The 14,602-nt window shown below is 47.3% G+C and carries 8 protein-coding genes; 6 read left to right on the forward strand and 2 right to left on the reverse strand.

Going from position 1 to position 14,602, the window contains the following annotated elements; all coding sequences use genetic code 11:
- Positions 1 to 105 precede the first annotated feature (105 nt).
- Positions 106 to 282, reverse strand: coding sequence for a hypothetical protein (locus ACR2PX_RS28260; RefSeq protein ID WP_434002692.1), 177 nt, complete (start codon positions 280 to 282; stop codon positions 106 to 108).
- 307 nt (positions 283 to 589) lie between these two features.
- Here ACR2PX_RS28260 and ACR2PX_RS28265 point away from each other — a divergent pair, with 307 nt between their 5' ends.
- The 6 genes from ACR2PX_RS28265 (at position 590) to ACR2PX_RS28290 (ending at position 12,210) form a co-directional block, all read left to right on the forward strand.
- Complete coding sequence (locus ACR2PX_RS28265; RefSeq protein ID WP_434002693.1) at positions 590 to 769, forward strand: hypothetical protein; 180 nt, start codon at positions 590 to 592, stop codon at positions 767 to 769.
- Positions 770 to 886: 117 nt separating this feature from the next.
- On the forward strand, positions 887 to 4,219 hold the full coding sequence (locus ACR2PX_RS28270; RefSeq protein WP_434002694.1) for a protein kinase domain-containing protein: 3,333 nt from the start codon (positions 887 to 889) through the stop codon (positions 4,217 to 4,219).
- A 683-nt stretch (positions 4,220 to 4,902) separates the two neighbouring features.
- Positions 4,903 to 7,536, forward strand: coding sequence for a phosphoenolpyruvate carboxylase (gene ppc, locus ACR2PX_RS28275; RefSeq protein ID WP_434002695.1), 2,634 nt, complete (start codon positions 4,903 to 4,905; stop codon positions 7,534 to 7,536).
- 115 nt (positions 7,537 to 7,651) lie between these two features.
- A complete protein-coding gene (locus tag ACR2PX_RS28280; RefSeq protein WP_434002696.1) occupies positions 7,652 to 9,562 on the forward strand; it encodes an NADAR domain-containing protein in 1,911 nt (636 codons plus the stop codon).
- Between the two features lie 24 nt (positions 9,563 to 9,586).
- On the forward strand, positions 9,587 to 11,005 hold the full coding sequence (locus ACR2PX_RS28285) for an opioid growth factor receptor-related protein (RefSeq protein ID WP_434002697.1): 1,419 nt from the start codon (positions 9,587 to 9,589) through the stop codon (positions 11,003 to 11,005).
- Positions 11,006 to 11,085: 80 nt separating this feature from the next.
- Complete coding sequence (locus ACR2PX_RS28290) at positions 11,086 to 12,210, forward strand: beta-ketoacyl-ACP synthase III (RefSeq protein ID WP_434002698.1); 1,125 nt, start codon at positions 11,086 to 11,088, stop codon at positions 12,208 to 12,210.
- A 791-nt stretch (positions 12,211 to 13,001) separates the two neighbouring features.
- Here ACR2PX_RS28290 and ACR2PX_RS28295 read toward each other — a convergent pair.
- On the reverse strand, positions 13,002 to 14,549 hold the full coding sequence (locus ACR2PX_RS28295) for a hypothetical protein (RefSeq protein WP_434002699.1): 1,548 nt from the start codon (positions 14,547 to 14,549) through the stop codon (positions 13,002 to 13,004).
- Positions 14,550 to 14,602: the final 53 nt, after the last annotated feature.

Below are 14,602 nucleotides of genomic sequence, written 5' to 3' on the forward strand. Positions count from 1 at the left end.
CCGGATTTGGCCATTTTCTATGATTCTTTTCGTTGAATAGCTCGCTATTCGCCTCAAATAATCATAAAAACTGTCTCAAACCGGACTTTTTCTCGCTACGGTCGGCTAAGTCCGACAGACTCCTAGATCCATGATGATTGCCTGTACCTGATAGAATTGTCGATCATGCGGGGGGATCTGCTCTATAGAGTCAATCAGGCGGAAGGTGTTTTTTTGTGTGTGACTGACCACTAATGCATAGGTATGGATAATATATTTGTGTCCATTAACTTTAAGACTCATGATTTCTCCTTTTCAAGGCCTAAAAAGTCATCTTTTTGTCCCGTACGTCTGGAAGAAATCATCTTTAGAGCATAATTATGGTTGCTCTTGTCTTGTACCTTGTAGACTATGCCATGGCTTCCATGCTGCAATCTTTGCACAGGGTGTGTAGTGGAAAGCCCCATCAGTTTCAAAGCCGTATGGAAAGGATTGCTTTTCCCAGAGATGACTTTATTCCAGCGAAAATCCTTTGGACGTTTTTTGGTAGGGGTTGTTAGTCCGGAAGCTTCTGCCGACGCTCCTGTCTGGGGCCGTTTTTTCAGATTACATGGAGAAGCACTGCATAGGGTATCTGGCTGCATGGGATGCGCTCTATAGCTGTCTGGTGACTCATGACTATGAACTGGATGAAAGTGGGTATTGTATTGAATGGATTCATAACCCCGACAAGTTGCTGGTGGATTTAACAGAAATGACACTGGCACTGCCACTGGCAAAAATGAAATAGCCGCTAATCAAAAAAAACTGCTCGTTTGAGAAAGACTGCAGCTGTGTAAGATCCGACTTTCAATACCCATCTAAACTTGTGGAAACTGAATATTGAAGGCTATGGAGTGGCTGCATCATGATATGTCATAGAGTTGACGGATTGTCGACCAAACTTTTTAATTTGGCAGCGCGTGAGACGGATCTTGTCGGTGCTGAAAATGACAACCCGAAAGCGGATCTGTTAGCGGGCCCTCCTTCCAACTGGGGAGACTGGAAAAGCTATTGGGTCAAACCTGTGTCGGTTGAAAAGCAACTCAATCTGGTCAAGCAGCTTCAGGAAATGGAGACCAGAGCGAATCAGTTTCTTCATAACCGTGGGATCACAGGTAAGAATGTTCAGGTTCTGACAGATGATACCGAGCTGACTAAAGAGTTGCTTGATGCCAAGTTGCTAGAGCTGAAAAACAGTCACAAATATACCTACGATATTCTTGTCGACACTTTGGGCACAGGGTATTTTGACTGCAGTGCCTTGGATGAACCAAAGATGATTGATGAGATGGTTCAGCGCTGGAAAACAGCCCGAGCCGGCTTGATGGAGGACCGGGTTAAAGAACTGACTTCAGCAGCGCTCTTCTCTTTTATTGAAGGTCACTTTGGAATTCCTGCCGTTGAAGAAGTCTGTAGACGAATTGCTAAGTATGAGGGTGTCCAGTTTAAAGTACCCGAAAGAAAAACTGTTCCTGTTGATAAGAAGCCAGGTGTATCTCCAGCACCTGTTAGAAAGCAGGAAGAACCTGAATTAGCCGTTACTCCTCCACCGGCTGCCAAAGCTCAGACAAAAGAACCCACACGCCCACGAAAAGAAGTGGTTAAAGAAAAACCTGTTGAGCCTCCTGTCGTTCCAGTTTCCACGCCCTTAGTGCCGGAAGAGATAAAAACACCGGCTGTTGTTAAACAAAAAGTACAGGATGAGCCTGCGGTTGCGAAGAAGGCCAGTGTAAAAACAGTCTTGCCACCAGAGATTGAGCAAGAGCTACCACCTCCGATCGCACTTCCACCCAAACCGGTCGGGCAGGAAAAAAAGCCGGCTGCTGTAGCGAAAGTGATTGAGGAACCACAAAAAGTTGAAAAAACAGTCACTCCACCACCTGTGACTCACCCTGTCGAGGTTAAGCCTCAGGCAGTGCCTCAAGCCGTGGTCAAAGAACCTTCTCCGCCTCTGCCAGAAAAGAAATCCAGACAAGTGCAACTGAAGGTACCTGATATTATCGTGATCAAGGATCCAGCTGTTTATGGAAGAAGGCTGGAAACACTCAAAGTTCATCTAAGAAAAGATCAAGTCACATTACGAATGCTTGAGGGACGATTTAATTCCTTGATGAGTGTTCTGGATTATGCACACAAAAACAGAACATTGTCTCCTGAGGAAGTCAATCAGCTATTTGCTAACTTTCGTGCATTTGTCAGTGCTGCTAAAACTCTGGAATTAACAAAAGAGTATGTTGAAGGTGCTCTGAGTAACTGTGCTGATATTGAGAAGGCTTTCCCTGGAGTAAGGACCATTGAGTTTCAGCAAGTGCTGAGGCAGAAATTGATAGAGCGTCTCAGGGATTACCCGAGGGTGAAAGAAGCTGAGCCAGCTCTAATGCAGCAACAGTTCAACTTATTGCTGCATGTTGTCAGAGAGGGCACAAGAAGTCAGACCATGGGCCCTCAGGAGGCGAACAGTCTGGTTCGAGAGTTTTTGGCCTGGTTCAACGCGGTGACTCTAAAAGGTGACTCAACAGAGTTCCTTGAGAATGTTCTGAAAGATCTCGGTGAGGCTTCAAGGGATGTCCCGGGTTTGGACACACAGAGATTCCAGCAGGTTATTAGAGAGAAGAGACTCAGAGAGCTTCGCAATTATCCAGCAGTGACTGAGAAAGATCTCCCGGTCATCGAAAAACGCTTTAAGCTGCTGATGAGCGTTGTTCGAGATGGGCTGAGAAACCAGACCATGAGAGCTGGTGAAGCGAACGGTCTGATGCAAACCTGCATGGGTTGGCTGGGTACCGTTGATATGACAGGCAAGTCCTCTGGATTCATTGAAAATGCTTTGCAGGAGCTGGATAAAGCATCAAGAGAGTTTCGCGATCTAGATATCCAGCCATTCCAGCAAGTACTCAGAGACTCGAGACTCAGGGCGCTTCATAACTATCCCCGGGTTCAGAAAGTTCGTTTCAGTGAGCTTGAAGGGCAGTTCAGGCTTCTGATGAGTGTTATTCAGGAAGGCTATCAGAATCAGACTCTGCAGACTCCTCAGGTTCAACAGTATGTGAATGAATTTCATGGTTGGTTGAATCATGTTGAAGTGCAGGGTATGTCCGCAGAGTTCGCTGAGAATGTTAAGTTGAGCTGTGAGTTTATTGATGGTGCCTTCAAAGGGGCGGGGTCTGACAGGATACGACAATTGATTGATATCAGGCGTGAGGAAATTGTCAGGGCCTGGGAAAACGACAAAGGACAGGTTATTACTCACGGTAAAGTGCTGGGTGCCGGTAACTTTGGTGAAGCCCGCCTGATAGAGAGTGGCAGGGAGACCCGGGCAATGAAAGTGGCGCTGGATGGTCCCGGTAAAAACTTCCAGGGTGAAATGATTAATCTGGAGAAGGAACGACAGATTATTGCCAGAATGGATCACCCTCACATCGTCAAGGAAGTAGGTAAAAAGCCCGTTGAAAGTAAAGTCAAGCTTGTCAAAGAACATGAGCAGGATGACTTTATCATGATGGATGAGGTCTCAGAAACCGTAGCAGGGCTTCAGCTGGAGCTGGCTGATGGCAGTCTGGATTTAAAAAGCAAAATCTGGCGTCAAATGCCTCTGGGGCAAAGGTTTCTGGCTTGTCATCAGCTGATGAGGGGAATGCGCCATATGCACAGGAAAGGCTATGCGCACCTGGATTTAAAGCCTGATAATCTCCTCTATTCCCACAAAGAAGGCGTTAAGGTTTCTGACTTTGGTCTTTCTGAAGAGTTAAGAACAGTCAATGGCCGCAATAACCGGATTCCGAATATTGGTGTGTTGTCATACAGCACCCGGGCTGCACCAGAGAGGCAAAAGGAAGACTACAGTGACGGAACCAAGTGTGACAGCTGGAGTCTGGGGATTGCGATTGCAGAATTGCTGACGGGTGAGAACCCTATGCATCAGCCCAACATAGTCCAGGAGTTTCTGGTCCTCAGTAACGGCTTCAGAGCCAAAGGACATGCTGGAACACTGCTCAGGCAGACCCTGGAAAATGATATCTGGACCTTCCTGAATGATCGTCAGCACTTGCTGGGGCCAGCAACCAACATGCTATGGGACATGCTGCAGCCTGATCCCTATAAAAGATTGTCTGTAGAGGATGCGTTTGCCAAGCATGGAGCTTCTCTTGAACAGACGAGTTGGAATCCTCCTGTAAATGACACCAGGGTCCTCCCCTGATTATTTTCATTTAAACTCGCGACGAAGTGCCCTGAAAACGATGCATTATTTCGTTTTCAGGGCACTCAATCTTCTCCGCAATCCCTTCTGAAACGGTTATGTCCATATTTTGTGTGTCTTGTACTTGTCTGAGTGACTGAGTGAGTGTTTGTGAAAGCTTTTTTCTTCGGTTTTTATGGTATAGGCTCAGTGATTCTCGAAGTCGTGCATCATCATTTTGAGGGATGTAAAACGGTACTTTAGTTCAAAAGTGCTCTGATATTTCCTGAAATAGACTAGGGGGCGTTGACAATTAGACATGTGCTCAGCGGGAAGAAGAGTCTGGCAGGCAAGGCACGAACTGCGCAGTGTGGTGTGCCACATAAGCAGTGAGTAACGCGGCTTGCCAGACTCTTCTTCCCGCCCAAAGGGTTCAACCTACGGCCGTTCATGCTGCGTTATAAGACTTGAACAGGGATAACCATGCCCTGCGCCTTATGCCTCGCCTGAACAGCCGTAGGTTGAACTGAGCTCATGGCTAATTGTCAACGCCCCCCAGGAGCCTGACCGGGAATAGACAGGTCAGGCTCCTGGGGTGAGCGTGCTTTTAGCCATGAACAAAGTGCCATGAGTGGAAGATAAATTTTTCGTCATCTCGGGTGATGAAAAAGTTTTCACGGTAAAAAACTCGGGAAGTTAAAGCTATGACGGACAGCAAGGCGAATCTGCGTCGCAACGTGAACCTGCTAGGTACTCTGTTGGGTCAAACTATAAAAGAGCATCATGGTGAAGCTTTTTTCAATCGGATTGAGAGCATTCGTCAGCTTTCCAAGGCTGCAAGAGCGGGCAGTGAGGTTGACCGGGAAGTTCTGCTGGATCAGCTCAAGAACCTTTCTGATGATGATCTGGTGCCAGTCACGAGGGCATTCAGTCACTTTCTCAATCTGGCAAATCTGGCTGAGCAGTATGACAGCATTGCGGTCAGTCATGGCGAAACATTCTGCGTTCCTGATCATTTTGATGAGCTGATGGCCAGGCTCAGGCATAAGGGCTTCAGTAGAGAACAGATTGCTGAAAGTGTGGCCAATCTGGACATGGAGCTGGTACTGACGGCTCACCCCACGGAAGTATCCCGAAGAACCCTGATCCAGAAACATGAATCGATTTTTGAATGCCTGAGCAAGTTGGAAAGCAGTCGTTTGAGCTTCAGAGAGCGTGCCCGTATTGAAGACCGGCTTCGTCAGTTAATCGCTCAGGCCTGGCACACTTATGAGTTCAGGATGAAACGTCCCACTCCTGTTGATGAGGCGAAGGGCGGGTTTGCCACGATAGAGCACTCTTTATGGAACGCAGTACCTGATTTTGTTCGTGCAATGGATGAAAGGTTGAAAGAACACACTGAAATTGGCCTGCCACTGGATGCGGTGCCGGTTCGTTTTTCTTCCTGGATGGGGGGAGATCGGGATGGAAACCCATTCGTCACCGCAGAGGTGACCAGAGAAGTTCTTTTGCTGAGCCGCTGGATGGCAGCTGATTTATACCTCAGGGATCTAAAGCCTCTGATCGGCGAGCTCTCCATGACGGAGTGCAGTGAAGAAATGAAGCAAAAGATGGGGGGCTGTCGAGAACCTTACAGAGTTGTACTCAAGGAATTAAGAGAGCGACTCAGAGAGACACGAAGCTGGTGCGAATATTCACTGGTGGACAAACCCCGATCTTCTGAAGTGCTCCTGGATCATAAAGATCTGGTTGAGCCTTTGGAGCTCTGCTATCGCTCTTTGCATGAGGTAGGGTTAGGCGTCATTGCTGATGGCCCTCTGCTGGACATGATCCGTCGTGCTCACAGCTTTAGTCTCACTCTGATTCGTCTGGATATTCGTCAGGAAGCAGGCCGACATACTCAAGCCATCAGTGAGTTAACCCGCGCTTTGGGGATTGGTGATTACCAGAGTTGGGATGAACAGGAAAGACAGACGTTTCTGTTGAAAGAACTCCAGAATCCAAGACCCATGATTCCGGCAAACTGGCAGCCTTCAGACGACGTCGCTGAAGTCATTGCAACCTGTCGGGCCATTGCTAAGGAAGGTCAGCAGGCATTGGGGGCTTACGTCATTTCCATGGCATATACGCCGTCCGATGTGTTGTCTGTGGCATTATTGCTGAAAGAGTGTGGTGTCGATTTCGCTATGCCCATCGCTCCCCTGTTTGAAACGCTGGATGCTCTGGACGGCGCCAGTGACTGCATTCGTTCTTTGCTGGCATTGCCATGGTACCGTGGTTATTGTCATGGCGGGCAGATGGTCATGATTGGTTATTCAGATTCTGCCAAGGATGCTGGTTGGATGGCAGCCGCCTGGGCGCAGTATCAGGCCATGGAAGAAGTCACAGAGGTTTGCCGTGAAAATAATGTAGACCTGACTCTGTTCCACGGACGTGGCGGCACTATCGGACGTGGTGGCGGCCCTGCTCATGCGGCCATTCTTTCTCAGCCTCCAGGTTCAATGAACGGTAATCTGCGCGTCACTGAGCAGGGAGAAATGATCCGGTTCAAGTTTGGCTTCCCGGACGTAGCGATTAACAGTCTGATGCTTTATGCCAGTGCCACTCTGGAAGCTACTCTGCTGCCTCCGCCTGTGCCAGAGCAAAGCTGGCGGGATATGATGGATCAGCTGGCCAGCGATTCCCTGCAAACTTATCGGGGTATGGTTCGTGATGAACCCGATTTTGTTCCTTACTTTCGCGCTGTAACACCAGAGCAGGAACTCGCCAAGCTGCCGCTGGGCTCCAGACCAGCAAAGCGTAAGCCCAATGGAGGAGTGGAGAGCCTTCGGGCAATTCCATGGATATTTGCCTGGACCCAGATTCGTCTGATGTTGCCTACCTGGCTTGGGTGTGGGGTGGCACTGAATAATGCTCTGGAAAAAGGTCAGCGAGACACTCTGGAAGCAATGATCAGTCAATGGCCCTTCTTCAAAGCGCGACTGGAAATGCTGGAAATGGTCTTTATGAAGACCGACTCCAAACTGGCTGAATACTATGAGGACCGGCTGGTCCCCACAGGCCTTCAGCACCTGGGAGAAAGCTTGCGAGAGCAGCTGGACACCGCTATTCAGGCGTTGCTGGAGCTCAAGGGAGGGGAAGAGTTGATGTCTAATCATCCTCAGAACAAGCAGGCTATTGCTTTGCGCAATCCCTATACCGATCCTTTGAATGTGCTTCAGGCAGAGTTACTCTACCGAGTGCGACATACGGAAGAGGGAGAGGTCTGCGAAAACCTGGAGCAGGCTTTGATGATCACAGTTGCAGGCATTGCTGCGGGTATGCGTAATACGGGTTAGATGGATCATTGTTTCAGGCAATGAATTTTCATTTTTTACCCGGATCAAAGCCATTTTGTGAATTTTTCGGGATCATGCCGATAGTCTGAAGAGGATAGTTCTTTGGGCTATAGGCATGACTTATTCTGACATACCCCCACCAGGCAGACCTTCTCCCCATGTAACCGGTGATACTGGTCATACTCACGGTGAGCAGAAGGTAAAGCCAACTGAGCGCCAGATTCCGGAGGACCAGCAAACGGTTGAAGGGAATCCTCTTGATCAGCGAAAAGTCTCTCCAAGTTCTGCAACTCCGGCCTTGAATGGTAAAGCGGCCAGACAGTCCCAGTTGTTACAGTCTTATCAAAATCAATGCAGTCATGCTGAAAACCTCCTTGGCCAAAGTTTCCTGTCCCGAAATCTGGAAAACCTCAGTCATTATCTTGATGGATCTCTGGAAGAGGTTGAAGACCTGCCATTTGAGGTGGTCTTTGTGACTGATGAAGGGGTGACATCCATCATTCCCCCTGATGAAGCGTTATTGGGTGATGACGAACTTTTTCAATCCCTGAATGAGCAACTGGTCGAGGAAGTGAGCGTTCTTAGAGGGCACTTTGATCAGCAGAAAATAAAGGCTCAGTTAGCTTCCGATCTCACTCTGAGTATTCTGGACGTTGTCCATCATGAACATTTACTGGCAAACGAAGGGATCGAACAGCCTGATGCTGAGCTGAAAGAGTCTGCTGTCTATCTTGATCTCCATCGGGTTGGAGAGTTGCCCAGTGTTCCTGGCTATACGCCTGTGCCGATAACAGGCACCCAGCATTTCAGAGATATTGCAGAAGCGCTGCAACCTGGGATTGCTTTAATACCTACTGAGCTCAGTCCTGTCGTTCCAAAATCACTGGAAATCCCTCCTCCAGGGGTTTCAAACACTGAAACCACTCCCTCCGAGAAGTGGATTAACTTTGTTGTAGATGCTGACTGTCCTATCCAGAGCCAGAGTCGAGCGTGGACAATTAATCAGATCAGGGCATTGGATGCTAAAGCCATGGAGGGGCAGCATGATTATATTCAGCTGCTTTTCCCTAATGTTGACCCCAGTCCTGTTAAACCCAAGGCTCCACTTTTAACTCCTCAGATGATTTGGGAGGTTCAACAAAATCCGGTGATGCAGCAGCAGCTGCAATCTTCTCTTGATCAAATGCTCGATTTCTGGGGATTGACGAGACAAGGGGATTCAATTCAGGTTGACCCAGGCAAGGGCGCGGCACACAGAAAGTGGATTTTGAACAATGATGATCATAACCACAGACGCTTAACGAGAGTCATCAAATGTTTGATGGCTTGTGGTTATGAAAGCTGTGCTGCCAATCTGGAAAGAACGCTGCAAGAGCAAAGAAGGCTGGCCAAAGTACCTCTGAATCCACATTGGGCTGATGCTGTTAAAGTAGCTAAAGGAAAGCCCTTGGTGAGGTTCTCAAGTAGTCAACTTGAAGCCAGGGGAGCGATTCGTTCTTATAAGGACTACATACAAACCCATGCTCTGGGAGCCTGTCGGAATGAACCCAGGGTTATGTTTTATAACAGAGGCCAGTCCTACTACGAATTTACCAATTTCTATGAGCCACCCGGTGGCATCACCATTGAAGGGTACAACTGGCCGACCACAGAGCATTATTTTCAGGCCAAAAAATTTAATAAGAGTCGGTGGCCCCAGATACAACAATTAAAAACGGCGGGTGATGTGTTTCGCTATATTCATCCGGATCGCCAGAATCCTCGTTTTACCATTCCATTGGATGTTGCTCATGATCAGTGGCTTCAGTCCAGGGACAGCGTCATGCTGCATGCGCTGAGGGAAAAAGCACGACAGGATGACTTTTTTCGTCAGAAGCTTTTGGGAACGGGAAATCAACCACTTTATGAAGATTCTGACAAAGACAGCTACTGGGGCATTGCCAGAGGGGGCGAAAACCGCCTCGGAGCCATGTTAATGCAAATCAGGGATGAGTTGAGGGCAGGGACTATTCTGCCCATTAATTAGGGATACCAAGGCAGGGATGGATTTATGATATCGACCAGAGTTGACGACCTTACTGCTCAATTAAAGGCGTTGGGCTGCTGGGGGGCTGAAAAAGTTGGGGCGGATGTTGAAGATGGGCCGCTGAAGGTCACTGCAGGCAACGAACAGAACTATTTAGCCTGGGGGAGAAGCGTTGTCAGGGTTGAAGAGCAGGAAAAGCTCTACGATGAGCTGGAAACGCTGATCAATCAGATGAACATGGGGGCTCAACGTCGTGGTCTGGCTACCAGAAGAATTGAAATCAATTGTTTTAATCCAGCGGAGCTGACCAGAGATGTAGCTGAGCAAGTTCTGACTGAAATCAGGGATACACCCCGCTATACCTACGACAGGATTTATCATGCCATGCATCAGGCCTATATGGATCACTCTCATACCGGTCATTCAGAAAAGATGGGTGAAGAAATATGGACTGCTTTGGAAGACGTTCTGAAAGCACTGCCAGAGCGTTATGTCCAGGCAGTCATACCTAAAGTGATCAATAGCTTTTTAGAAGATCACCGAGACAATGAAGTCTCCGGCATAATAATGAGCCGTATTCGAAAGCGTTATCCCGATGTTCTGTTCGGTGGAGAAAGTGTTCGCAGGCAGGTTACACCTCCGGTGAGATCTACAGGCTCTTCTTCAGCACAGGTAGCTGGAAGTGCTCAGGATGACTTTGGACCTTTTGTTAGCAGTTCAAGCCACTTAAGCTCTGACAGACAGCGTGAAGAGCTTTTCAGTCGTTCGCCCTCAAGGAAAACAGAAAGAACAGAATCATCCAGACCTTCGTCAGGGGCAACGGCTATTGGAACGGGCTCAACAGGTTGGCTAAAACCATCACAAATAGCCCGTGTTAAGAATGCTACGCAACGCACCAAAAATGAAGAACTGGAAATGACCGATCACTGGCTGGCTTTTTCAAGAAAAGGTAAGCATAAAATTGCCGGGCAGAAGCATACATTAGAAGGTATTCGAAAGTTCACCCACAGGGAGTGCGAGTCTGCCCATGATTACATTCAATTGTTATTCCCCAACAGTCAATCCAGTCAATACAACAGGACCGCTCCTCTGTTGACTGATCAGATGGTGATGGAAATTCAAAGTGACCGAAAACTACAGATGGAGTTACAAAAATCGCTGGATCAGATTCTTGGTTTCTGGGGAATGTATCGAAAGGGTGACCAAGTCTATGTTGATGACTCAAAATCAGACAGGCATAAATGGAACAAATCTGTTTATGATCATAATGAGTCGAGAGTTTCGCGGGTTTTATATCATTTGATAGGAACAGGCTTTGTTGAGTGTGCCACCAGTATGGAGAAAGCTATGAATCGTCATCGAGGCATGAGAAGAAATACTCATTGGGAGGATGCTGTGAGGTCTCAACCACCTGAAAGACGACTGTCGTTCAATGAAGTTTGAGGCAAAACATTAAGGTTTTATTACCATGGTGCATGATATAGGATCACTAAGAACATAAGAATAAGGTGATCGAGGCAAGCATGGCTGTCGCTGCAATTATCACAGGAACGGGGCTATATACCCCAGCCAGTGCTATCAGTAATGATGAACTGGTCACGAGCTATAACACCTGGGCTCAAAAAGAAAATGACAAACACCAGCAGGCAATCACTGCCGGTGAAAAAGAACCACTGCCACTGAGTAGCAGTGCCTTCATAGAAAAAGCATCTGGCATTAAAAGTCGATATGTCATGAATCGTGAAGGCGTACTTGACCCTGATCGTATGGCACCCTGCCTGCCTGAGCGGGATAATGAAGAAATATCCGTTCAATGTGAAATGGCGTTGCATGCTGCCCGCGATGCGCTTTCCCAGGCCAGAGTGCGACCTGAAGAAGTAGACCTGGTGATTGTGGCCTGCTCCAACTTGCAAAGAGCGTACCCAGCCATTGCTGTTGAAGTGCAATATTACCTGGGAGCCTCTGGCTACGCCTACGACATGAATGTTGCCTGTTCTTCAGCGACTTTTGGTATCAAAGCTGCAACCGATGCCATTCTTTCCGGTAATGCTCAAAGGGTTCTGGTGATCAGTCCTGAGATTACCTCTGGGCATCTGAATTTCCGTGACCGTGACAGTCACTTTATTTTTGGCGATGCCTGTACGGCAGTTGTTGTTGAGTCTGACAGTGTTGCCAGAAGTGAAAAGGGCTTTGAGATACTGGGCACCAAGGCCTGGACCCAGTTTTCCAGCAATATTCGCAATAATTTCGGATTTTTGAATCGTGCTGATGAATCTGGAATAGGGCAACCAGACAAGTTGTTTGTGCAGAATGGCCGTAAGGTTTTCAAGGAAGTCTGCCCGAAAGTAGCAGAGATTATTTCGAGTCATCTGGATGAGTTGAGGCTGACTTCAGAAGAGTTGTCCCGAATGTGGCTGCATCAGGCAAACTTGAACATGAACCTGCTTATTTCAAGGAAAGTGCTGGGTCGTGAAGCCACCGCTGAAGAAGCACCTGTCATTCTGGATGAATACGCTAATACCAGCTCTGCTGGGTCAATCATTGCTTTCCATAAACATTCTGCTGACCTGGAGGCTGGCAGTCGCGGTGTTATCTGCTCTTTCGGAGCGGGTTACTCGATTGGCAGTGTTGTAGTCAGAAAGCGCTGAAAGCAACTTGAGCCTCCTGAGTTAACGTTCTAAACCGCGCCAACTTAGAAAAAGACGGAGTTTTGAAAGTTTTGAGTCTGGCGCGGTTTAACTCAGAAACAGCAAGCTGTTTCTGTCCGCATCCCTGCGGTTGTTTCGTGCAAGCACGAAACGAGAAAAAGTCTGGATTTCAAACTGGATGGGGTTTAGGAGCCTGTCGGACTTAAGGCAATTTCGGCCTGAATTTCAGAAGGAACGGCCTAGTTATTCGATGAATTCGATTGAATAGGTCAACTATTCGCACGAATCCATCGAATAATTTGACTCGCTCTACTGACTCTTCAATAGAGAGCATGCTCGAAAGCTTAAGTCCGACAGGCTCCTGGTCCGGAAAATTCATAAAGGCGCTCTAATCAGGGTAAAGGTAGCGGAAACACTGGGGTGTTCGTTTTCTGATGTGTACGAAAATAAACGAACATCGCTCGTCGGCTTCTCGCTAGCTCTTTTCCCGCCATGACAGCATTTTGTCGTCGCTGTCTAGAACTCATTATGAGCATGCAATAAGCATGAATATGACGACAAAATGTGTCAGCCGAAAAAATAGCAGAGCGAGAAGCTCGACACTTTATGAAATTTCCGGGCTAGCTTGGCTTTTTTGCCGTTTCAGGAAACCCCTTGGCTGAAAACATCATCCGAATATAATTTCTGGGTTAAACCTCACCGACTCATAGCTCTCAGAACTCCGCTTTTCTAAATTGGCGCGGTTTAGCAGGCAATGACTGGGGACGCCAAGATTTTGTGCAATAATCAAGCTAATTTGTCATAACTTGAGTATTCATTTCTATATTTATATTGATGTTCTGTTGCGATTGTTTACACATAAAATAATGATGAACCAAAGTGGTACTCAATACGGTAAGAAAGGTCAAAGTGGTAGCAACCGAAAAGGTCCCTGCTCCGGCACCTGCGGTTAAGCCTATGCTGAAACGGTTTGAGCAAATAACCGGTAGGCTGGAATCGCATGAAGGCGTTGTGTGAAGGGTTGGATCGGATCTGTCTTCCTCTGTCGTGGAAGCGACCGTATTTGGTGAGTAAGGCTCTGTGGTGGCTGGTTCTCCAGGTTCTTCATCACCTGGCAATAATTCTTTTATTGTGCTGATAAGTCTGCAGCCATCATAATGGTCTTCGACAATCTGGATAAAAGGTGTCAAAGAGATAAGAGTGTAGTTTTTTTCCGCAGAAAGTGTTCCATGACCATCAAGGATGTTTGTTGATTGAAAGTTGGTATTTATCGGTACAATAGCGAATTGGTTATCAGACTGGCAGCTTAAAATCAGGGTGGGAATAACGTCAGCAAGTGGTAGATACTTTAAAGGTTTGACCGCTGGATTATCTGGGTCTATCAGCAGAACCGATAAGCCATTAGGTGTTGTTGTAGATTCGATAGGGTCGGACTGCTCAATCCTGACACTTCTGATGAAATGGGTACTGTTGTCGTATACTCCGATGGGTATTTGTCTGAAATAGTTGATGCGAAAATGATCGCAGGCCAGGTCAAAATCCGGCTCCAGGCCGGTGCTTATTAAAAGCTCAGGCTCTACCAGTCCCCTGAAGTCTTCCATATGATTGGGGCAACAATATATTGTGTTAGGGTGGCAGATGCACTGCCGGTCTTCAAACTTTGTATCAACCAGTTGCTCATTACCGCTCAAACCGTTGACATGGTTGACCTGAACGCCATACCAGACACTGGGTTCACACATGCATGACTGAGTGTTAAAAACCAGAGGATCGAATTTCAAAGGAGCGGTAGCGGTGCCCCCGCTTCCATCCAATAGCATGGGGGCGGGAATGATAATGATACTATCCAGGCTTTCATCGTTGCAAAACGCTTCTGTTAATACAGAAATTGCTAATTCCTGCTCTGGTATTTGCCTGTAACGAGGTTTAGTCAAATAAGCACGGTGTGGAGCAAAATATGAAAGAGAGGGTTGATCTGTGGCTGGAATATAGTGTCTATCATCATCCTGTACCCATAATTTTTTCAAGTGTGCTCCGATTGGCTCCTGAGCCAGAGCATAGGAGAAAAACAACCTGTCACCTGAAAAAGAAGACATAAGTACTATAAAAAGCCATAAATGAAAGCGCCGTTTTGTCGCTGCTTTATCTACTGAACAGAATGAGTTGCATTTTGCCAAGTTAAAAAGAGCTGGTTTATGGCAGCGAGCTTCGCATGATTGCACTATCAAAATAAAGCTCTCCTTATCATTAGAAACGAATGGTAAATACCTTAAGTCCCGCTTAACTTTGAGGTAATGAGCGAGCAGGCTGTACTTTTGGTAAGAGAGTACAGTTTTCATACACTTTGCAGTCTAATCTACAGCATCAGCTTGTGTTCATAATTGTTCCGCTT

The organism is Endozoicomonas sp., assembly GCF_051008435.1.
Lineage (GTDB): Bacteria > Pseudomonadota > Gammaproteobacteria > Pseudomonadales > Endozoicomonadaceae > Endozoicomonas_A.